This is a genomic window from Micromonospora globosa, assembly GCF_000717585.1.
GTDB lineage: Bacteria > Actinomycetota > Actinomycetes > Mycobacteriales > Micromonosporaceae > Micromonospora > Micromonospora aurantiaca.
This window is the reverse complement of record NZ_JNZR01000003.1, coordinates 318311-338603: the sequence shown is the minus strand read 5'-3', so window position 1 is coordinate 338603 and position 20293 is coordinate 318311. Positions and strand designations below refer to the sequence as shown.

Annotated in this window: 22 protein-coding genes and 2 pseudogenes; 16 read left to right on the top strand and 8 right to left on the bottom strand. The window is 71.3% G+C overall.

The genetic code is table 11. The features are described 5' to 3' along the window. Positions 1 to 47: 47 nt before the first annotated feature. Positions 48 to 548, bottom strand: a pseudogene (locus IF06_RS0106040) (ATP-binding cassette domain-containing protein); the annotation flags it as partial. Between the two features lie 240 nt (positions 549 to 788). On the opposite strand from IF06_RS0106040, the gene IF06_RS0106035 reads away from it, so the two are divergent. The 6 genes from IF06_RS0106035 (at position 789) to IF06_RS0106010 (ending at position 8339) form a co-directional block, all read left to right on the top strand. Next, positions 789 to 1337, top strand: coding sequence for a Uma2 family endonuclease (locus tag IF06_RS0106035; protein ID WP_030269477.1), 549 nt, complete (start codon positions 789 to 791; stop codon positions 1335 to 1337). A 68-nt stretch (positions 1338 to 1405) separates the two neighbouring features. Then, positions 1406 to 2842, top strand: a complete 1437-nt coding sequence (locus IF06_RS0106030; protein ID WP_030269475.1) for a TldD/PmbA family protein — start codon at positions 1406 to 1408, stop codon at positions 2840 to 2842. Continuing rightward, the gene (locus IF06_RS0106025) at positions 2839 to 4260 is read left to right on the top strand and encodes a TldD/PmbA family protein (RefSeq protein ID WP_030269473.1); all 1422 of its coding nucleotides are present in this window, start codon (positions 2839 to 2841) and stop codon (positions 4258 to 4260) included. Before IF06_RS0106030 ends, IF06_RS0106025 begins: the two co-directional genes overlap by 4 nt. Before the next feature lie 227 nt (positions 4261 to 4487). Next, positions 4488 to 5309, top strand: a complete 822-nt coding sequence (locus tag IF06_RS0106020; RefSeq protein ID WP_013288449.1) for a hypothetical protein — start codon at positions 4488 to 4490, stop codon at positions 5307 to 5309. 10 nt (positions 5310 to 5319) lie between these two features. Then, a complete protein-coding gene (locus IF06_RS0106015) occupies positions 5320 to 7233 on the top strand; it encodes a fumarate reductase/succinate dehydrogenase flavoprotein subunit (protein ID WP_013475225.1) in 1914 nt (637 codons plus the stop codon). Then, the gene (locus IF06_RS0106010; RefSeq protein ID WP_030269471.1) at positions 7233 to 8339 is read left to right on the top strand and encodes a succinate dehydrogenase/fumarate reductase iron-sulfur subunit; all 1107 of its coding nucleotides are present in this window, start codon (positions 7233 to 7235) and stop codon (positions 8337 to 8339) included. The genes IF06_RS0106015 and IF06_RS0106010 overlap by 1 nt, the downstream gene beginning before the upstream one ends. Before the next feature lie 107 nt (positions 8340 to 8446). Here IF06_RS0106010 and IF06_RS0106005 read toward each other — a convergent pair whose 3' ends face one another. Next, a complete protein-coding gene (locus IF06_RS0106005) occupies positions 8447 to 8833 on the bottom strand; it encodes a (deoxy)nucleoside triphosphate pyrophosphohydrolase (RefSeq protein ID WP_013288452.1) in 387 nt (128 codons plus the stop codon). A 238-nt stretch (positions 8834 to 9071) separates the two neighbouring features. Here IF06_RS0106005 and IF06_RS0106000 point away from each other — a divergent pair, with 238 nt between their 5' ends. The 5 genes from IF06_RS0106000 (at position 9072) to IF06_RS0105980 (ending at position 12029) form a co-directional block, all read left to right on the top strand. Next, on the top strand, positions 9072 to 9380 hold the full coding sequence (locus IF06_RS0106000) for a 4a-hydroxytetrahydrobiopterin dehydratase (RefSeq protein WP_013288453.1): 309 nt from the start codon (positions 9072 to 9074) through the stop codon (positions 9378 to 9380). 32 nt (positions 9381 to 9412) lie between these two features. Next, positions 9413 to 9775, top strand: a complete 363-nt coding sequence (locus IF06_RS0105995) for a PH domain-containing protein (protein WP_013288454.1) — start codon at positions 9413 to 9415, stop codon at positions 9773 to 9775. A 22-nt stretch (positions 9776 to 9797) separates the two neighbouring features. Beyond that, positions 9798 to 10511, top strand: a complete 714-nt coding sequence (locus tag IF06_RS0105990; RefSeq protein WP_013288455.1) for a SanA/YdcF family protein — start codon at positions 9798 to 9800, stop codon at positions 10509 to 10511. A 207-nt stretch (positions 10512 to 10718) separates the two neighbouring features. Further along, positions 10719 to 11450: a class I SAM-dependent methyltransferase gene (locus IF06_RS0105985; protein ID WP_030269469.1), complete on the top strand. Its 732-nt coding sequence runs from the start codon at positions 10719 to 10721 to the stop codon at positions 11448 to 11450. Between the two features lie 87 nt (positions 11451 to 11537). After that, the gene (locus IF06_RS0105980; protein ID WP_030269468.1) at positions 11538 to 12029 is read left to right on the top strand and encodes a GNAT family N-acetyltransferase; all 492 of its coding nucleotides are present in this window, start codon (positions 11538 to 11540) and stop codon (positions 12027 to 12029) included. 96 nt (positions 12030 to 12125) lie between these two features. Here IF06_RS0105980 and IF06_RS31995 read toward each other — a convergent pair whose 3' ends face one another. After that, positions 12126 to 12407: a hypothetical protein gene (locus IF06_RS31995; RefSeq protein WP_052166130.1), complete on the bottom strand. Its 282-nt coding sequence runs from the start codon at positions 12405 to 12407 to the stop codon at positions 12126 to 12128. Positions 12408 to 12541: 134 nt separating this feature from the next. Between IF06_RS31995 and IF06_RS0105970 the strand changes: the two genes are divergently transcribed. Genes IF06_RS0105970 through IF06_RS0105960 form a run of 3 tightly spaced genes read left to right on the top strand, consistent with a single transcriptional unit; the run spans position 12542 to position 14468 of the window. Beyond that, positions 12542 to 12901, top strand: coding sequence for a GntR family transcriptional regulator (locus IF06_RS0105970; RefSeq protein WP_013288459.1), 360 nt, complete (start codon positions 12542 to 12544; stop codon positions 12899 to 12901). Further along, positions 12898 to 13776 carry an ATP-binding cassette domain-containing protein gene (locus IF06_RS0105965; protein WP_013475219.1) on the top strand — a complete coding sequence of 293 codons (879 nt, stop codon included), beginning with the start codon at positions 12898 to 12900 and terminating at the stop codon, positions 13774 to 13776. The genes IF06_RS0105970 and IF06_RS0105965 overlap by 4 nt, the downstream gene beginning before the upstream one ends. Continuing rightward, positions 13773 to 14468, top strand: coding sequence for a hypothetical protein (locus IF06_RS0105960; RefSeq protein WP_013288461.1), 696 nt, complete (start codon positions 13773 to 13775; stop codon positions 14466 to 14468). The genes IF06_RS0105965 and IF06_RS0105960 overlap by 4 nt, the downstream gene beginning before the upstream one ends. A 91-nt stretch (positions 14469 to 14559) precedes the next feature. On the opposite strand, the gene IF06_RS0105955 is transcribed toward IF06_RS0105960, so the two are convergent. Further along, the gene (locus tag IF06_RS0105955) at positions 14560 to 15123 is read right to left on the bottom strand and encodes a dihydrofolate reductase family protein (protein WP_030269463.1); all 564 of its coding nucleotides are present in this window, start codon (positions 15121 to 15123) and stop codon (positions 14560 to 14562) included. A gap of 301 nt (positions 15124 to 15424) precedes the next feature. On the opposite strand from IF06_RS0105955, the gene IF06_RS0105950 reads away from it, so the two are divergent. Beyond that, the gene (locus IF06_RS0105950) at positions 15425 to 16156 is read left to right on the top strand and encodes an SDR family oxidoreductase (RefSeq protein ID WP_232236624.1); all 732 of its coding nucleotides are present in this window, start codon (positions 15425 to 15427) and stop codon (positions 16154 to 16156) included. A gap of 20 nt (positions 16157 to 16176) precedes the next feature. On the opposite strand, the gene ychF is transcribed toward IF06_RS0105950, so the two are convergent. Genes ychF through IF06_RS0105935 form a run of 3 tightly spaced genes read right to left on the bottom strand, consistent with a single transcriptional unit; the run spans position 16177 to position 18610 of the window. Next, a complete protein-coding gene (gene ychF, locus IF06_RS0105945) occupies positions 16177 to 17262 on the bottom strand; it encodes a redox-regulated ATPase YchF (protein ID WP_013288480.1) in 1086 nt (361 codons plus the stop codon). Positions 17263 to 17320: 58 nt separating this feature from the next. Next, complete coding sequence (locus IF06_RS0105940) at positions 17321 to 18067, bottom strand: peptidase E (RefSeq protein ID WP_030269458.1); 747 nt, start codon at positions 18065 to 18067, stop codon at positions 17321 to 17323. A gap of 30 nt (positions 18068 to 18097) precedes the next feature. Beyond that, positions 18098 to 18610, bottom strand: a complete 513-nt coding sequence (locus tag IF06_RS0105935) for a MarR family winged helix-turn-helix transcriptional regulator (RefSeq protein WP_030269457.1) — start codon at positions 18608 to 18610, stop codon at positions 18098 to 18100. Between IF06_RS0105935 and IF06_RS34230 the strand changes: the two are divergent. Beyond that, positions 18519 to 19475: pseudogene (locus IF06_RS34230) on the top strand (EamA family transporter); the annotation flags it as partial. The gene IF06_RS0105935 and the pseudogene IF06_RS34230 sit on opposite strands and share 92 nt — an antisense overlap. A gap of 176 nt (positions 19476 to 19651) precedes the next feature. Here IF06_RS34230 and IF06_RS34225 read toward each other — a convergent pair. Next, positions 19652 to 20116, bottom strand: a complete 465-nt coding sequence (locus tag IF06_RS34225; protein WP_225319535.1) for a hypothetical protein — start codon at positions 20114 to 20116, stop codon at positions 19652 to 19654. Positions 20117 to 20293 lie beyond the last annotated feature (177 nt).

Sequence of the window (20293 nt, the reverse complement as noted above, 5' to 3'; positions counted from 1 at the left end):
GCCCGCATACATCACCAACACGTCATCAGCCACCTGACTGACCACACCTGCGGAATCCCCACCCGGCCCAACATGTCCACCGCCCGCGTCCGCGCCTCCCGCCGACCGGCCCTCGGATGATGCACCCGGTACGCCTCAGCGATCTGCCTACCCACCGAGTAGTACGGATGCAACGCCGACAACGGATCCTGGAAAACCATCGCCATGTCCCGGCCCCGCAGCCGCCGCACCTCCTCCTCACCCAACCCCACCAGCTGACGCCCACCGACGGAGATCTCCCCGGAGATGGTCGTCCGCTTCGCGTTGTGCAAACCCAGGATCGCCAGCGACGTCACGCTCTTACCGGAACCGGACTCCCCTACGATCCCGAGCGTGCGACCCCGCTCCACGGCGAACGACACACCGTCCACGGCCCGCACCACACCGTCCTCGGTGTCGAACCGCACCCGCAGGTCCCTGACCTGGAGATAGGGCCCGTCGCCGGAGCGCTGCTCCGGCACCTCCGGGCGGTCCGGCTCCCCGGACGGCACCGCCTCCGACCTGCCCATTGACCGCCTCCCCTTCGGTGATGAAGAGAACTTACAGGAAATCCCCAGAGGCGAAAATAAGCTACATCGAGCGGCCTGTCAGCGGCCTGAGCGTAACGACTGGGTTTCCGTCTCGCACCCCCGTCACCTGGGACATCCACGCCCGCGACTGGCCGTCGTCGCCTCGTCGCCGCACTTGTGGTGCGACGATGGTCCCGGCGACGAAGGGACGATTCCCGTCGGCACGAGGTGGAGGCGACGATGACCGCGGCGGTGTTCGGCCACGACGGCCCGTGGACCGAAGAGGAGTACCTCGCCCTCGGCGAGACGCGGCAACGCGTCGAACTCTTCGACGGGGGCCTGCACGTGACACCGGCACCGACCCCGCGGCACCAACGAATCCAGCGGAACCTCGGCAACCTGCTGGAGGCCGCGGCCCGGCACGTCGGCCTGGAACTGCTGGAGACGGTGAACGTCCGGCTCCGGCCAGGCCGCATACCGATTCCCGACCTGGTCGTCACCGAGCCGATCGACTTCGACCAGCCGATGATCGAGGCGCGGGACGTGCGGCTCGTGTGTGAGGTCATCTCACCGGGCAACGCGGCAACCGACAAGGTGCTCAAGATGCACTACTACGCCGCCGCGGGGATCGAGTGGTACCTGCTGGTGGAGCAGGAAACCGGCACGCTGCACCTGCACCGGCGGCAGGGTCGGCACTACCGCGAGGTGTCGGTGACCAAGCCCGGTTCCGCGCTGGAGCTGACCGAGCCCGTCCGGGCCACGATCCGGCCGGCGGATCTCGTCCCCTGACGGATGTCGGTGCGCTCGCCTAGGGTCGGGCGCATGAGCGAGCGTCGAGCGACCCATCAGGACAGCGCATGAGCGAGTTCGACGCGGCGACCGCCGCCGTCCAGGCCGCTCTCGACGCGGGCGCCCGCTACGCCGACGCCCGGGTCATGCACCGCCGCTACGAGTCGATGTCGGCCCGCAACGGCGACATCGAGGAGCTGAGCCAGGACGAGAGCATCGGGCTGGGCGTACGCGCGCTCGTCGGATCGGGGTGGGGCTTCCACGCCGTACCCGACCTGTCCGACGCCGCGGTCCGCGACGCCGGCCGGCGCGCCGCGGCGATCGCCACCGCGAGCGCGCGGGTTCCCGGTCCGCCGATCGACCTGGTGCCGGCCGAGGCGGCGGTGGCGAGCTGGGCCTCGGAGTGCGCCGTCGACCCGCTCGGGGTGCCACTGTCGGACAAGGGCGACCTGCTGGTCCGCGCCACGGCGACGATGCGCGAGCACGGCGCCGACCTGGCCGAGGGGCTCTACCAGATCTGGGACACCTCGAAGTGGTTCGTCTCCAGCGAGGGCCACCGGATCGACCAGCGCATCCGGGAGTGCGGCGGCGGCATCTCGGCCACCTCGATCGGTGACGGCGAGACCCAGCGGCGGTCCTACCCGAGCTACCGCGGGCAGTACGGCACCACCGGCTGGGAGCTGGTCACCTCGCTCGACCTGGCCGCGCACGCCGCGCGGATCGCCGAGGAGTCCCGCGAGCTGCTCACCGCGCCGCTCTGCCCAGCCGGCGAGACCGATCTGATCCTCGGCGGTGAGCAGCTCGCGTTGCAGATCCACGAGTCGGTCGGGCACGCCATCGAGCTGGACCGCATCCTCGGCTGGGAGGCGGCGTTCGCCGGCACGTCCTGGCTCGACCTGGCCCGCCTCGGCTCGCTGCACTACGGCTCCGAGCTGATGAACGTGACCATCGACCCGACCATCCCTGGCGCGCTGGGCAGCTTCGGCTACGACGACGAGGGCTCCCCGGCGGTCGCCCGGGACGCGGTCCGCGAGGGGCGGTGGGTCGGGGTGCTCGCCGGCCGGGACTCGGCCGCCGTCGCGGGCCTTGACTACGGCGGCAGCGTACGGGCCGACGGCTGGGCCCGGCTGCCGATGGTGCGGATGACGAACGTGGGCCTGGAACCCGGCCCGCACACGCTCGACGAGATCATCGCGGCCACCGACGACGGGGTGCTGATGGACATCAACCGGTCCTGGTCGATCGACGACAAGCGGCTCAACTTCCAGTTCGGCTGCGAGGTCGGCTGGGAGGTGAAGAAGGGCCGCCGGGGGCGGATGCTGCGCAACCCCACCTACACCGGCATCGGGCCGGTCTTCTGGCGCTCGATGGACATGCTCTCCTCGGAGACGGTCGCCTGGGGCACGCCCAACTGCGGGAAGGGGCAGCCCGGCCAGGTCGGGCACACCGGCCACCCGGCCGCGCCGGCCCGGTTCCGCGGCGTCCGGGTGGGGGTGCGGGCATGAGCGAGCGCGGCATGAACGCCGAGCTGGAGATCGCCGCCGGGGTGGTGGACCTGGTCCGGCACACGGCCGGTCCGGCCGCCGAGGCCGAGGTGCTGGTGACCCGCTCCGACCTGGCGCTGACCCGGTTCGCCAACTCGTTCATCCACCAGAACGTGTCCGAGACCGGTGTCGCCGTACACCTGCGGTTGCACGTGGACGGGCGGACCGCTACCGGCAGCGGCAGCCGGGTCGACGCCGACGGGCTGGCCGCCCTGGTCGAGCGGACCCGGGCCGCGGCCCGGCTCGCGCCGCCCGACCCGGCCTGGCCGGGACTCACCGCCCCGACGCCTGTGCCGTCCGGCCCGGCCGTCGACGAGGACACCGCGTTCGCCTCGCCCGACGAGCGGGCCGAGCGGGTACGCGCGTTCGTGGACGCGGTCGAAGGGCTGGAGGCGGCCGGCTACTGCCGGACCTCGTACCGGTCGGGGGCGTTCGCCAACTCGGCCGGGCACACGGCTGTGGGCCGGGCGGCCGAGGCGGCGATGGACGGCATCGCCCGCGCCGGCGGCGCCGACGGGGTGGCGCGGCTCTGCGCCGACCGGCTGGCCGATCTCGACGGCGCGGCGCTCGGCGCCCGCGCGGCGGCCAAGGCGCGCGCCGCTGCCGACCCGGTCGAGCTGCCGCCCGGGCACTACGAGGTGGTGCTCGAACCGGCGGCCGTCGCCGACCTGCTCCAGAACCTGGCCTGGTACGGCTTCAACGGCAAGCGGTACGCCGAACGGCAGTCCTTCGCCGAGCCGGGCACCGCCCAGTTCGACCCGGCGGTGACGGTGGTGGACGACCCGCTGCACGCCGGCACGCTGCCGTTCGACCTGGAGGGCACGCCCCGGCGGGCGTTGCCGCTGGTGGAGCACGGCACCACAGGAGCGGTGGCGTACGACAGGCGCGGCGGCGCCGAGGCGGGCGCCGGGTCCACCGGGCACGGCATGCCGGGTAGCGCGACCTTCGGCCCGATCCCGCACAACGTCCGCCTGCTGACGGGCACCGCGGGCGTGGCAGGCGCGGCCGTCGCCGCCGGACCGGTGAGCGCGGGCGTGACCGGGGCGGTGGGCGACCCGGACACCGCCGCGCTGGTGGCCGGGATGCGGCGCGGGCTGCTGGTCAGCGACTTCTGGTACACCCGCGTGCTGGACCCGAAGCAGCTGGTGGTCACCGGGTTGACCCGCAACGGGGTGTGGCTGGTCGAGGACGGCGTGCCGACCCGCGCGGTGCGCGACTTCCGGTTCACCGAGTCGTACCCCCGGGCGCTGGGGCCGGGCCGGGTGCTCGGCCTGGGCCGGACGGCGGTCCGCCAGCCTGCCCGCGTCGACGGCTCCTGGTACGAGACACCGGCGCTGCGGCTGTCCTCGTGGCACTTCACCGGCGGCGCGTCCGGGTGACCCGGCGCGCCGCCGGGCGCACCACGCCACCGGTCGGCGCACCGTTCGGCCGACCCGCCACATTGATCATGAACTGACTCTTTCCAAGCTGCGGGACACACGGGACACTGCGTTGCGCGGCCGGGCCGTGAAGATCGGCGTAACGTGTGTCACTTAGCCGCACCGGTTCGCCGGTGTGGCCTCGCGCGTGCGCAGGACGTGACAGTGACGTCAGGGAGATGACTCAGATGACAACTACGTCGGCCAGGACGCCGAGACCGCAGCCGCGGGGAGGGCGGGCACGCGCCGCCATCGCGGCGAAGACGTTGCGGACCGACAGATGGTGGATCGCCCCGCTGATCACAGTGGTGGGGCTCAGCGCGTGGGTCATCTACGCGACGGTCCGGGTCTTCATGCACAAGTGGTACTGGGTGGAGCAGTACCACTACCTGACGCCGTTCTACTCCCCCTGCGTCACCGACCGCTGTGTCGAGGGCTCCTCGCACTTCGGCCAGTTCCTGCCCGGCTGGTGGATCATCCCGGACGCGGCGCTCACCCTGCCGTTCCTGCTGCTGTTCCGGCTGACCTGCTACTACTACCGCAAGGCGTACTACCGGTCGTTCTGGCTGTCGCCGCCGGCCTGCGCGGTGCCGGACGGGCACCAGTCGTACAGCGGCGAGACGCGGTTCCCGCTGCTCGGGCAGAACCTGCACCGCTACTTCTTCTACGCCGCCGCGATCATCTCGCTGATCAACACCTGGGACGCGATCCTGGCCTTCCACTCCCCCGAGGGCTTCGGCTTCGGCCTGGGCAACATCATCCTGATCGGCAACGTGGTGATGCTGTGGGCGTACACGATCTCCTGCCACTCCTGCCGGCACATCATCGGCGGGCGGCTCAAGCACTTCTCCAAGCACCCGATGCGCTACAAGGCGTGGACCGGGGTGTCCTGGTTGAACGTCCGGCACATGCAGCTCGCCTGGATCACCCTCGGCACCCTGGCACTCACCGACTTCTACGTGATGGCGGTCGCCGCCGGCTGGATCAACGACCTGCGGTTCATCAACTGAGAGCCTGGACATGACTGAGACGCGAATCGAACGACACCACTACGACGTCGTCGTGATCGGGGCCGGTGGCGCCGGCCTGCGCGCGGCGATCGAGGCCCGGCTGGCCGGCAAGAAGACCGCGATCATCTCGAAGTCGCTGTTCGGCAAGGCGCACACGGTGATGGCCGAGGGCGGCGCCGCCGCCGCGATGGGCAACGTGAACTCGCGCGACAACTGGCAGGTGCACTTCCGGGACACCATGCGCGGCGGCAAGTTCCTCAACAACTTCCGGATGGCCGAGCTGCACGCCAAGGAGGCGCCGCAGCGGATCTGGGAGCTGGAGACGTACGGCGCGCTGTTCGACCGCACCAAGGACGGGAAGATCTCGCAGCGCAACTTCGGCGGCCACGAGTACCCGCGCCTGGCGCACGTCGGCGACCGGACCGGCCTGGAGCTGATCCGTACGCTTCAGCAGAAGATCGTCTCGCTCCAGCAGGAGGACAAGCAGGAGTTCGGCAGCTACGACGCGCGGATCCGGGTCTTCTCCGAGACCACGATCACCGAGCTGCTGCTCGACGGCGACCGCGTCGCCGGGGCGTTCGGCTACTACCGCGAGTCCGGCGAGTTCGTCCTGTTCGAGGCGCCCGCGGTGGTCCTGGCCACCGGCGGCGTCGGACGCTCCTACAAGGTCACCTCGAACTCGTGGGAGTACACCGGCGACGGCCACGCGCTGGCGCTGCGCGCCGGGGCCACGCTGATCAACATGGAGTTCCTCCAGTTCCACCCGACCGGCATGGTCTGGCCGCCCTCGGTGAAGGGCATCCTGGTCACCGAGTCGGTACGCGGCGACGGCGGCGTGCTGAAGAACTCCGAGGGCAAGCGGTTCATGTTCGACTACGTCCCCGACGTGTTCCGCAAGCAGTACGCGGAGACCGAGGAGGAGGCGGACCGCTGGTACACCGACCCGGACAACAACCGGCGTCCGCCGGAGCTGCTGCCCCGCGACGAGGTCGCACGCGCGATCAACAGCGAGGTCAAGGAGGGCCGGGGTACGCCGGCCGGGGGCGTCTACCTGGACATCGCCTCCCGCAAGTCGGCCGAGGAGATCCGCCGCCGCCTCCCGTCGATGTACCACCAGTTCAAGGAACTGGCCGACGTCGACATCACCAAGGAGCCGATGGAGGTCGGCCCGACCTGTCACTACGTGATGGGCGGCGTCGAGGTGGACCCGGACTCCGGCGCGGCGTACGGCACCGTGCGCGGGCTCTACGCCGCCGGTGAGGTGTCCGGCGGCATGCACGGCTCCAACCGGCTCGGCGGCAACTCCCTGTCCGACCTGCTGGTCTTCGGCAAGCGCGCGGGCGGGCACGCGGCCACGTACACCGATCAGCTCACCACCCGCCCGGCGGTGTCGGTGGCGGCGGTGGAGGCCGCCGTGGAGACGGCGCTGGCGCCGTTGCAGCGGGACACCGGTGAGAGCCCGTACCAGCTCCAGCAGGACCTCCAGGTGGTGATGGGCGACCTGGTCGGCATCATCCGGCGCGAGGGTGAGCTGGCCGACGCGCTCGCCCGGCTGGCCGAGCTGCGGGAGCGGGTGGCGAAGGTCAGCGCGGTCGGCGGCCGGCGCTACAACCCGGGCTGGCACCTGGCGCTGGACCTGCGCAACATGCTCGTGGTCTCGGAGTGCACCGCGAAGGCGGCGCTGGAGCGGCAGGAGTCGCGCGGCGGGCACACCCGGGAGGACTACCCGGCGATGGACCCGAAGTGGCGGAGCGTCAACCTGGTCTGCTCGCTGGACGGCGACACGGTCCGGCTGACCCACAAGCCGCTGCCGAAGATGCGGCCGGAGCTGATCGGACTGTTCGACCGGGCCGAGCTGGCCAAGTACCTGACCGACGAGGAACTCGCCGAGTTCGACGCCCTCACCGAGGAGGCGAACAACTGATGGGAAGTAAGCGCCAGTTCCGCATCTGGCGGGGCGACGAGACCGGCGGCGACCTGAAGGACTACACCGTCGAGGTGAACGAGGGCGAGGTGGTCCTCGACGTGATCCACCGGCTCCAGGCCACCGAGGCGCCGGACCTGGCGTGCCGGTGGAACTGCAAGGCCGGCAAGTGCGGCTCGTGCTCGATGGAGATCAACGGCAAGCCGCGGCTGGGCTGCATGACGCGGATGTCGACGTTCGAGGAGTCCGAGACCGTCACCGTCACCCCGCTGCGCACCTTCCCGGTGATCCGGGACCTGGTCACCGACGTCTCGTTCAACTACGAGAAGGCGCGGGAGACCCCGGCGTTCGCGCCGCCGTCCGACGTGGCGCCCGGTGACTACCGGATGCAGCAGGTCGACGTCGAGCGCTCGCAGGAGTTCCGCAAGTGCATCGAGTGCTTCCTGTGCCAGAACGTCTGCCACGTGATCCGTGACCACGAGGAGAACAAGCCGGCGTTCTCCGGTCCCCGGTTCTTCATCCGGGCGGCCGAGCTGGACATGCACCCGCTCGACGCGCGCACCGACCGCCGGGAGTACGCGCAGTCGGACATGGGACTCGGCTTCTGCAACATCACCAAGTGCTGCACCGAGGTCTGCCCCGAGCACATCAAGATCACCGACAACGGGATCATCCCCATGAAGGAACGGGTCGTCGACCGCAGGTACGATCCCCTTGTGTGGCTCGGTAACAAGATCTTCCGGAGGGGTCAGGTGCCTCAGACCAGCGCGACCAGCGGGCATTCGAGCGGTGCCGTCACGTCCGGAGGGGCGCAGGGCGGGGCGCACGCGCACGGCGGCGGTTCGCACGCCGGCGGGGTGCACTCGCACGCGGGCGGCTCGCACGACAGCGCCGCCGAGCGTCAGGCCCAGCAGGGCGTCAACTGGCACCGCGAGGTGCCGCACCCGACCGCCCCGGCGGTGGACGCCAACGGCAGGCTGCCGCTGACCGAACTGACGTTCAACAAGGCCGCCGCGCCGTCGCCGTTCGGCGACGACGTGACGTTCCCGCTGCCGCCGGAGCACCTCAACTTCGCTCACCCGCAGCAGGACGAGCCGAAGCACTGAACAGCAGCGCGACGATGACGGGGGCCGGCGGCACGAGCCGCGGGCCCTCGTCCCGTTTCCGGCCGGCTGTCCGGTTCACCGGACGGCCCGGCTCGCGCCGCCGTCGTTCAGGGGGCGTCGAGCAGCGGGCGCAGCGCGGCCACGATCGGCACATCGGCCGGCAGCCAGTCGACGCTGTCCAGCTCGGCGGCGGAGAGCCAGCGCAGCTCGGCGTGCTCCAGGGCCTCGGGCTCATCGCCGTGCAGCAGGCGGGCGGCGTAGACGCGCAGCACGGACCGGCCGTGCGCCATCCGTACGTCCCGGCCGACACGCGCGCCGACGGCCACCCGTACGCCCAGCTCCTCGGCACACTCCCGGGCCAGCGCGTCGGTCTCGGCCTCGCCCGGCTCGACCTTTCCGCCCGGGAACTCCCATCGCCCCGCCACCTCGGGGGGCGCGGAGCGCTCGCATGCCAGCACCCGGCCACCCTCGATGATCGCCGCCCCGACGACCACCCTCGGCTCCCGCCGGTCGGCCTGCCCGCTTCCGCTAACCCGTTCGGTCCGCACGGGCCACCAGCGTGCCAGATCAATCGGCGGTTTGGGTAGCTGCGTCGGCCGTCAGGTCAGCAGAACACGGAAGTGTGGGCGTGGACACACCATCTGAGCGGCGAGAGACTAGAGGGCGTCGACTGGGACACGGGATGGCGACGATTTGGCCACAAGCCGGCAACGACGCCTGGGAGGTGCGGTGATGCGCGTGCTGTTCAGCGGCCGGGCGAAGCACGACTACCTCAGCGACGCGCTAGCCCTGCTGTCCGGATGGACGCGCGAGGGCGAACAGATCCGCCGCACGATCGTCCTCGACGACACCCAGCACGCCGCGCTCACCGAGCGGGTGGCGGTGGTCGCCGACGCGCTGCGGCTGCGCCCCGAGATCAGCCGCCGGGCCGACCGTACCCAGATCAGACTCGGGCACGACGACGGCGAGCCACTCACCGAGGGTGAGGTTCTGCTCGCGGCGCGCATCGAGGACGCGGTCCGCGCGGTCACCGAGCCCTGATCGGCTGGCACGCCCCGCCTACCCTCGGGTGCATGTCTGGCCCCACGTACGACCGCAAGGAACAGTTCCAGCAGATCCAGAGCGGGTTGCTGCCCGGTGAGCAGATCATCGCCGTCTACGACGCGGTCGGCACCGGCACCGGCTTCATCGGCCTGACCGACCGGCGCGTGATCATCCAGGACCGCTCCTTCGTCGGCAAGCGGTACGCGATCACCAGCATCCCGTACTCGAAGATCACCAGCGTGAGCGTGGTGAGCAACAAGTCCTGGGGTGGTTCGTTCTTCTCCACCGGGTCCATCGCGGTGCACGTCGGCACGCACACCTACGAGGTCGAGTTCCGGGGCGCGCAGAAGAGCCACCACGTGCACAACGTGATCCTGCACCACATCTCCTGACCCGCCTGGCACAATCGCCGCCATGCGGGGGCTGAGGGCGCGATGGCGGGCCTGGCGGGGCGAGCATCGGCGGGCCGTACGCCTGCTCCGCCGCCTCCTGGTGCTCGCCACCGCCGCCGTGATGCTGCTCGGCGCCGCCACGGTCGCCAGCGCGACCTGGGTCCGCGGCGCCGCCGAGGGCCGCCTGTTCGACGCCGCGGACGTGCCGGACACACCGGTGGCCCTGGTGCTGGGCACCAAGGTGGAGCCGGACGGCACGCCGGCGCCGTTCCTCGCCGCCCGGCTGGAGATCGCCCGCCAGTTGTACGCCGCCGGCAAGGTCCAAGTGCTCCTGCTCTCCGGCGACCACATGGACTGGGACTACGACGAGCCGGACGCGATGCGGCGCTGGCTCGTCGAGCGTGGCGTCCCGGCGGAGAAGACGGTGCTGGACCACGCCGGATTCGACACGTACGACTCGTGCGTCCGCGCGCACCGCGTCTTCGGGGTCCGGCGGGCCACAGTGGTCACCCAGTCGTTCCACCTGCCGCGCGCGGTGGCGCTCTGCCGGGACGCCGGCATCGAGGCCGTCGGCGTCGGCGACGACACCGCCCGCCGGTACGCCGACCAGTGGCGGATCAGCTCCACCCGGGAGTACGGCGCGTGCGTGAAGGCCGCCGTGGACGTGCTCACCGGGCGTGACCCGGTGCACCTCGGCCGCCGGGAGACCGGAGTGGACGACGCGCTGCGGGCTTAATCGGGTTGTCTGCTCGGCACGGCTGCTGATCTGCTGAACCCCTCGAAGCCGACCGGAGGGAGCACCGCCATGCCGAACGCTGCGAAGCCCAGCCGACCCGTCGTCACCTCATCCGAATCGAGGCTTCGTCTTGTCGTACCCCATTCCGGCGGAGGTCACTGACCTCTCGCCGCGTCGCGTCCCTTCCGCCCGGCGGGAGGGCGCGTGATGTCCGTCTTCGACGACCCCGGCCTGTTCGGCCGGCTCTGGGCCGCCACCTACGACGGCCCCGGCAATCCCGACCCGGCCCCGGCCGTCGACTTCCTCGCGCCGCTGGCCGAGGGCGGCCCGGTGCTCGAACTGGCTGTGGGCACCGGCCGGGTGGCCCTGCCGCTGGCCGCCCGCGGCCTCGCCGTGGAGGGTGTCGAGGCGTCCCCGGAGATGGTGGCGCACCTGCGCGCCAAGCCGGGCGGCGCGGACATGCCCGTCACCATCGGCGACATGTCGGACGTCCCGGTCGCCGGGCCGTACCGTCTGGTCTTCCTGGTGTTCAACACGCTGTTCAACCTGGTCTCGGAGGAGCGCCAGGCGGCGTGCTTCCGCAACGTCGCCCGGGTGCTCGCGCCCGGCGGGGCGTTCGTCATCGAGACCTTCGTGCCCGACCCGGCGGACTTCGACCGGGACGAGCAGGTCCAGGTGCGGGAGGTGACCGAGGACTCGGCCACCATCCGCCTGCACCGGTACGACCGGGCGGCGCAGACGTTCGTGCGGCAGACCGTCACCTTCGACGCCTCCGGCGTGCACCTGAAGCCGTTCGCCATGCGGTACGCCTGGCCGGAACAGATCGACGAACTGGCGGAGCGGGCCGGGCTGCGGCTCACCGAGCGGTACGCCGACTGGGACCGGACGCCGTTCGAGGCGGACAGCCGCGCGCACATCTCCGTCTACCGGCGGCGGTAGCGCTCACGCCGAGGGGCCGGGCATCACGTCCCGGCCTCTCGGCGCGCGACTACGCTGACGACCGCCGGGCCCGGACAGGAGAGGCCGATGACAGTCACCGTCGCCGCCATGGACGACTCGCACGCCGACGCCGTACTGGAGATCTACCGCCTCGGCATCGCCGAGGGTAACGCCACGTTCGAGACCGAGCCGCCGGACTGGACGCGCTTCACCGCCGCTCGGCTGCCCGGCCACCGCTGGGTGGCGCTCGACGAGGCGGGCGCGGTGCTCGGCTGGGTGGCCTGCTCGGCGGTCTCCGACCGCTGCGTCTACACCGGGGTGGTCGAGCACTCCGTCTACGTGCACCCGAAGGGGCGGGGTCGCGGCGTCGGGCGGGCCCTGCTGGAGGCGCTGATCGCCTCCACCGAGGCGGCCGGGATCTGGACCATCCAGTCCGGCGTGTTCCCGGAGAACACCGCGAGTCTCGCGCTGCACGCGACGTGCGGATTCCGCGTCGTCGGCACCCGCGAGCGGGTAGGCCGCCACCACGGCACCTGGCGAGACGTGACCTTGATCGAACGCCGCAGCCCTAGGATCTGACCCCTCCCTCCTCCCGCGCCCTCGCCCCGGTGATCAAGGATTTTGTGTCCGGTCGGCGCGTTCCGGGTGACGTAAACCCGTTGATCACCGGGTTGGTCAGGTGCCGACCAGGTGGCGGCGTACCAGGGCGTCCCGCTCCAGGATCAGGTCGACCATCTGCCAGAACTCGGCGAGCCGGGGATGGGTCAGGCCCTCCTCGCGGCTGAGCTTGCGGCCGAAGATCGGGCTGTCCCCCGCGACCTCACCACCGTTGACGAGCGTCGCGGCCGGCCCCGGCGAGCCGCCCACCGGCCCGACCCGGCAGCCGAAGGTGACGTGGTCGTCGAAGTCGTCGCGGCCCCAGCTGCCCAGGATCGCGTCGATCCAGACCTCGTGCACGCCGTCGTGGTGGTAGCAGCCACGGCGCGAACCCTAGCGAGCCCGCGTGCCGGCGCGCGTACCCGAAGGCACTTGACGGTTCCGGCGCCCAGGTGCGACGGTTAGCTACATGAGTAATGAACCGAAGAACCGGGATGGATGACGGGCGGCCGATCTTCGTCCAGATCGCGGAGCTGATCGAAAACTCGATCATCGACGGGACGCTCGCGGAGGAGACCCAGGTGCCGTCGACGAACGAGCTGGCGGCGTTCCACCGGATCAACGCGGCGACCGCCGCCAAGGGGATCAACCGCCTGGTCGATGACGGGATTCTCTACAAACGCAGGGGGATCGGAATGTTCGTGGCAACGGGGGCCGTCGAAACACTCCGGGAACGCCGCCGGCGCGAGTTCTCCGACCAGTACGTGCGGCCCCTCATCGAGGAGGCACGCAAGTTGGGCATCGGCACCGAGGAGCTGAAGAAGCTCATCGAGACAGGGGAGGAACAGCGATGAGCGTCGTGGCGGCAGCCGGCCTCACGAAGCGGTTCGGTGAGGTGACCGCTCTCGACGACGTCACCTTCACGTTGACGGGCAACAAGATCTACGGCCTCCTCGGACGCAACGGCGCCGGCAAGACGACGCTGATGCAGCTGATCACCGGCCAGGACAACGGCATCAGCGGGGACCTCACGCTCTTCGGCGAGCGCCCGTACGAGAACGAGCGGGCACTGTCGCGGGTGGTCTTCATCAAGGAGAGCCAGACGTACCCCACGACCTACCAGGTCCGGCACGTCCTGAGCCTGGCCAGGCGGCTGTTCCCCAACTGGGACGAGGACTTCGCGCAGTCCCTCGTGGACGACTTCGACCTGCCGCGCAAGCGCAACGTGCGCAAGCTGTCCCGCGGCATGCTGTCCGCGCTGGGCGTGACGATCGGACTGGCCGCACGGGCGCCGCTGACCTTCTTCGACGAGCCGTACCTCGGTCTCGACGCGGTCGCCCGGCAGCTCTTCTACGACCGGCTCCTCGCCGACTACGCCGAGAATCCGCGCACTGTCGTGCTCTCCACACACCTCATCGACGAGGTGGCCGACCTGATCGAGCACGTGCTGCTGCTCGACCGCGGCAAGCTGCTGCTCGACGCGCCCAGCGACGAGTTGCGCGGCGAGGTGATGGAGGCGTCCGGCCCGGCCGGGGCGGTGGACGAGTTCGCCGCCGCACACCGGGTGCTGCACCGCGGGCAGCTCGGCGGCGCGGTCCGCGCGTCGCTGCGCGGGTCGTTCGACAACGCCGAACGGATGCGCGCCAGGAAGCTCGGCATCGACCTGGCACCGTTGTCGCTCCAGCAGGCCGTGGTGCGCCTGACGACGGAAAGGACGAACACCCGATGACCCGCATCCTCGACGTCGCCCGGATGCACACCATCGCCCGGGTCGGCCAGCTGGACTGGCCGTGGGGCATCATGGCCATCTCGCTCGGCGTCAACCTGCTGATCTTCGCCTCGGTCGACGAGGCGGCGCCGGGCAAGAACACCACAGGCGGTCTGCTCAGCCTCTACATCGTCTGCGCGATCATCGCCGCCGCCTCGATCAGCCAGGTGTTCCCGTTCGCGCTCGGCATGGGCGTCACCCGGCGCACCTTCTACCTCGCCACAGTGCTCGTCAACGTGGTGCAGGCGGTCGTCTACGGCGTCCTGCTCTACCTGCTCAACCTGATCGAGGGCGCCACCGGCGGCTTCGGGATCGAGCTCCGGTTCTTCCGGATCCCGTACATCGACGTCGACAACGGGCTGTTGCAGATCGCCGTCTACGCGGTGCCGTTCCTGTTCCTGAACTTCCTCTCCGTCTTCGTATCCGTCTGGTACGTCCGGTTCGGCATGAACGGCCTGCTCGGCGCCGGTGCGGCGCTGATCCTGGTGACCGGCCTGCTCGTCGCGTTGATCACCTGGCAGGGCTGGTTCGGCGCCATCTGGCAGTGGCTGAGCAGCCAGCACCAGATCAGCCTGCTGGTGGGATGGCCCGCCCTGGTGGCGGCGGCGGCCGCACTCGGGGGCATGGCGGCCATCCGCCGGGCCAACGCCTGACGGTTACGCACACGGCGACCGCCGGTCCGCAGGACGCGGGCCGGCGGTCGTTTGCGCATCGGTTGTCGACCTGCCCTGGTGGAGCGTCACCTCAGCGCCTGGTCTCGTACCTCGTCAGGGGCACACCACCCGGGAACGTCCGGGTCTCCATCAGGGCCAGGTTCACCCAGTTGTCCAGGGCCGTGAAGAACGGCTTGCCGTCACCCACCAGGACCGGGTGGGTGACGAGCACGTACTCGTCGATCAGCCCGCCCCGCATGGCCGCAGCGGCGAGTGTGGCGCCGCCGATGTCCATCGGGCCGCCGTCCTCGGCCTTGAGCCGGGTGATCTCGGTGACCGCGTCGCCGGTGACCAGGCGGGTGTTCCAGTCGACCGGCCTGGTCGTCGAGGAGAACACCACCTTCGGCATGTCCCGCCAGCGGCCGGCGAACTCGACCTGGGCCGGTGTGACGCCCGGCTGCTGGTCGGCGGTCGGCCAGTGGGAGCTCATCGCCTCCCACAGTCGCCGCCCGTAGAGCGCCGTGCCTGTCGCCCCCACCCGGTCGGACCACCACTGGAACAACTCGTCGCTCGGCGCACCCCAGCCGAGGTCGTCGCCGGGCGCGGCGACGTAGCCGTCCAGGCTCACGTTCATGCCGAAGGTCAGTTTGCGCATCGTGCCAGCCTCCCGTGGGTCGGTACTCGGCGTACAGACCAGCACGGCGCCGGCAAGACATCGGTCAGGCCACACCGAGGGCCGGCCCACGGGTGTTCCCGCGTCCGGGTGCGGGACCATGACCCCGTGGACGAGGAGACTGCGGGAGCGCCGTCGCGGTGCCTCGCCGGCACTGCTGTGGTGGCCGGGTAATTCCGATGACGGCCTTCGGGCGGGCAGCAAGGATGGTGCGTCGAGGGGGTGCGACCACGAAATGTCTCTTACGGACGGCAGGGACCAACAGCATCGACCCGTCGCCCTGGTGACCGGTGCCGGCCGCAGCGCCGGCATCGCTGCATCGGTGGTGGTGACGCTGGCTCGGACCGGCTGGGATGTCGGCTTCACCTACTGGACCCCGTACGACGAGCGGATGCCCTGGGGAGCCGATCCCGAGGCCATGACGCAGCTCAGCGGCCAGGCCGCCGAGCATGGGGCAAGAACTGTCGCAGTCGAGGCGAACCTCGCTGATCCTCACACCACGGCTGACATCTTCGAGGCCGTGGAGCGAGAGCTGGGCTCGGTCAGCGCGCTCGTCCTCGCCCACTGCGAGAGCGTGAAATCAGGCCTGCTCGACACCAGCATCGAGAGCTTCGACCGTCACTTCGCGGTCAACACCCGGGCGAGCTGGCTCCTGATTCGCGAGTACGCCCGACGGTTCCGAGGGTCACATGGCACGGGACGCATCGTCAGCCTCACCAGTGACGCTACCGTCGGCAACCTTCCCTACGGAGCCAGCAAAGGCGCTCTCGATCGGATCACCCTGGCCGCTGCTCAAGAACTGGCCCACCTCGGCGTGACCGCCAACGCCATCGATCCGGGTCCAACCGACACCGGCTGGATGACCGCAGAGATCAAGGATGCCATCCTACGGGCCACGCCGCTCGGTCGCCTCGGACGCCCGCGGGATTGTGCGAACCTCGTCGCGTTCCTGTGCTCACCCGACGGAGGCTGGATCAACGGCCAACTGTTACGCAGCGACGGCGGCATCTCCTGACCTGTGACAACAGACCGAACTCAGACGTTGAAGCGGAACTCCACCACGTCGCCGTCCTGCATGACGTACTCCTTGCCCTCGATCCGGACCTTGCCGGCGGCCTTGGCCGCCGCCATCGATCCGGCCTCGACCAGGTCGTTGTAGGAGACCACCTCGGCCTTGATGAAGCCGCGCTGGAAGTCGCTGTGGATCACCCCGGCGGCCTCCGGCGCGGTCGCGCCGACCGGGACGGTCCAGGCCCGCGCCTCCTTGGGGCCGGCCGTCAGGTACGTCTGGAGCCCGAGCGTCCGGAAGCCCACCCGGACGAGCTGGTTCAGGCCGGGCTCGGACTGCCCGATCGACTCCAGCAGCTCGCGGGCCTCGTCCTCGGGCAGGTCCACCAGCTCGGACTCGATCTTGGCGTCCATGAAGATCGCCTCGGCGGGGGCGACCAGGCCGCGCAGCTCGTCGAGGAACTCGTCGTTGCCCAGCTCGGCCTCGTCGACGTTGAAGACGTAGAGGAACGGCTTGGTGGTGAGCAGGTGCAGCTCACGCAGGTGTTCCAGCTCGACCTTCGCGGCGGCGGCGCCCGCGTACAGCGTCACGCCGTTGTCGAGGACCTCGACCGCCTTCTTCGCTGCCTCGACCGCGGCGGCCCGGTCCTTGCGGAGCTTGGCCTCCTTCTCCAGCCGGGGCAGCGCCTTCTCCAGCGTCTGGATGTCCGCGAGGATCAGCTCGGTGTTGATCGTCTCGATGTCGTCGGCCGGGGAGACCTTGCCGTCGACGTGCACCACGTTCGGGTCGGAGAAGGCGCGCACCACCTGGCAGATCGCCGAGGCGTCCCGGATGTTGGCGAGGAACGCGTTGCCCCGGCCCTGCCCCTTGGAGGCACCCCGGACCAGGCCGGCGATGTCGACGAACGAGACCGGCGCCGGCAGCACCTTCTGCGAGGAGAAGATCTCGGCCAGCTTGGCCAGCCGCTCGTCGGGCAGCCCGACCACGCCGACGTTCGGCTCGATGGTGGCGAACGGGTAGTTCGCGGCGAGCACGTCGTTCTTGGTCAGCGCGTTGAACAGGGTGCTCTTGCCCACGTTGGGCAGGCCGACGATGCCGATGGTGAGACTCACGACGAACCAGCTTACGCGCTTCGCCGGCCGCGCCGGGCAGGCAGGTCCGCGAAGCCTGTCACTCCGGCTCGGCGGACAGCAGGCGCGGCTCGATCCGGGTCTCCCGGGCGGTGCCGTCCTCGGCGCGGACCAGCTCGTACGCGGCCACGCCGGGACGGTCCGCCACCGCCTCGGCCAGCCGGGTGCCCCGGTAGATCAGCCCCACGCCGTCGTCGGTGCAGTGGCTCGCCGGCAGCGTGCCGTCGGCGACCAGCCGGTGCATCAGCGGGCGGCGCTGCTCCTCGCTGTCGTAGTGCACGCCGTTGCCGTACGGGAGCCAGCCCAGCCCTTCGGTGAAGGGCCGCAGCGTCGGACCGTAGCTGTCGGTGGCGCCGCCGGTGTGCCAGCAGATCGAGCCAGCGGAGACCCCGCCGAGCACCACTCCGGCCTGCCAGCACTCGTGCAGGATCTCCGGCAGGCCGTGCACCCGCCAGACCGCGCAGAGGTTCGCCACGCTGCCGCCGCCGACCCAGATGACGTCCTGCGCGAGCAGGTGCGCCCGGATGTCCTCGACGTTGGGCATCGGGTAGAGCGCCAGGTGGGAGGCGCGGAACCGGGTGCCGGCGAAGGCGCCGTAGAAGACGGTGAAGCCGGTCGGCTGGTCGCCGGTGGCCTGGCCGAGGTAGCAGACGCGCGGCGCGTCACCGGCCCCGGCCAGGTCGGCCATCAGGTCGAACAGGGCGCTGGGCCGGGCGTCCCACGGGCCGCGGCGACGGCCGGCGAAACCCATGCTGGTGGCGACGATCGTCGGTTCGGTGGCGGGCACTGTTGTCCTCCCGGGCGGTGACGGCGCCGATCATTGTGCCGGATCCGCGGGGCCGGTCTCGGCCGCCGCGAGCAACGCGCGCAGCAGGTCGGCCAGCCGGTCCTGGTCGGCGGGCGGCAGCGCGTCGAGGATCCGCCGCTGCACCGCGAGGCCGGCCTCGGCCGACTCCTCGACCACCCGCCGACCGGTGTCGGTGAGCGTGACCCGCAGCGCCCGCCGGTCGGCCGGGTCCGGCGAGCGCCGTACCAGGCCCGCCCGTTCGAGACGGTCGAGCCGCCCGGTCATGCCGCCGGAGGTGAGCATCAGGGAGGCGGCGAGCGCCTTCGGCGCCAGCGTGTACGGCGAACCGGAGCGCCGCAGCGCTGCGAGCACGTCGAACTCGCCCCGGCCGATGCCCCAGCCCGCGTACACCTTCTCCTGGCCGTCGCCGACCAGCCGGGCCAGCCGGTAGATGCGGCCGAACACGGCCATCGGCTCGGGCCGCATACCTGGTCGTTCCCGCCGCCACTGCTCGACGATCGCGTCCACCTCGTCGCCTGTCACGGCTGCCGATTGTGCCGCACGTCCCACTTCCCCTTTTCGCTCGGGCCTGATTAGCTTAGCGCTAAGATACTTAGAGCCGAGAGAGGCCGACATGAACCGCCGCTGGACCGACGTCGCGCTCACCGCCGCCGCCCCGATCACCTGGGGGACCACCTACCTGGTCACCGCCGAACTCCTTCCCCCGGACCGGCCGCTCTGGGCCGGGGCGATCCGCGCCCTCCCGGCCGGTCTGCTGCTGCTCGCCCTGACCCGCCGACGACCACACGGTCTCTGGTGGGGGCGAGCCGCAGTGCTCGGCGCGCTGAACATCGGGGTGTTCTTCCCGCTGCTGTTCCTCGCCGCGTACCGGCTGCCCGGCGGCACCGCCGCCGTCCTCGGCGCCGCGCAGCCACTGCTGGTGGCGGTGCTGACAGTCGCGCTGCTCCGTGACCGCCCCACCCGGCCGGCGCTGGTCGCCGCCGCGGTCGCCCCGCTCGGCGTCGCCCTCGTGGTGCTGCGCCCGGGCGCCGGCCTCGACCCGCTCGGCGTCACCGCCGGACTGGCCGGCGCCGTGGCGATGGCCGCCGGACTTGTGCTCACCCGCCGCTGGGGCCGGCCGCCCGGAACGGGCGTCCTCGCCGCGACGAGCTGGCAGCTCGTCGCCGGTGGCCTGATGATCGTGCCGGTCGCCGCCGCCGTCGAGGGCGCGCCGCCCGTGCCCGACGGGCCGGCCCTTCTCGGGTACGCGTGGCTCGGGCTGGCCGGCACCGCGCTGGCGTACGCGCTGTGGTTCCGGGGCGCGGCGCGACTGCCGGTGTCCCGCGTGTCGGTGCTCGGCGCGCTGAGCCCGCTCACCGCGGCGGCGCTCGGCTGGGCGGTGCTCGGTGAGGCGCTGGACCCGGTCCAGCTCACCGGTTTCGCGGTGGCCGTGGCGGCGATGGTGCTCGCGCAGATGCCCGGTCGATCGCCGCGCCCGCAGCCGGGCGGCGGCGCGGACAGCCCGACAACGACGCCGGCCGGCCTTCGGGCAGGCGGCGGGACGGCGGCCCGGTGGCGGCGCGGTCAGCCGGCCCGCAGCCGACGCCAGTCGTCCGGCCACGCCTCGGCGGTGACGCCCTCGGGCAGCACACCGGCCGGTAGCTGCGCCGCGGCCGCGAGCGGCAGCGTGAACCGGTGCGCGGCGGCGGGACCGGCCGCGTACGACCGGTCGAGCAGCCACCGCACCTCGTCGGCGGTCCAGCCCAGGCCGGAGCGGGCGGCGATCTCGCGGACCAGCCGCAGGCCGACCCGGGTGTCGTCGTCGTAGAAGCGCATGCACCAGTGGTGCGCCCACATGCCGAGCGCGCGCAGCCCGTCCGGGTCGAGGGAGCCGGCCAGCCGCCCGCAGGCGGTGTCCGCGAAGGGGCGACCGGGGTCACCGGCCCGGTCGCGCTCGATCGCGCCGTACGCGGCCGGCGCCACCACCCGCATCCGCTCGTAGAAGCCCTCCACCACCGCGGCGTCCAACGGTGCTCGCCCCGATCGCATCAGCGGACACCCCGCCCGGCCACGCTCGCCATGCCCCGCACCTCTTCTTGAGTTGGTGGCGGGACGCTACCGACCACTTACGACACTTTCTCGGGTCCGCTGGTCATGATCCACGCCACCTCGGCGGAGTGGCGGTGTCCCGGGGCTCGGGATACCGCCACTTCCCCGAGCGGGCGC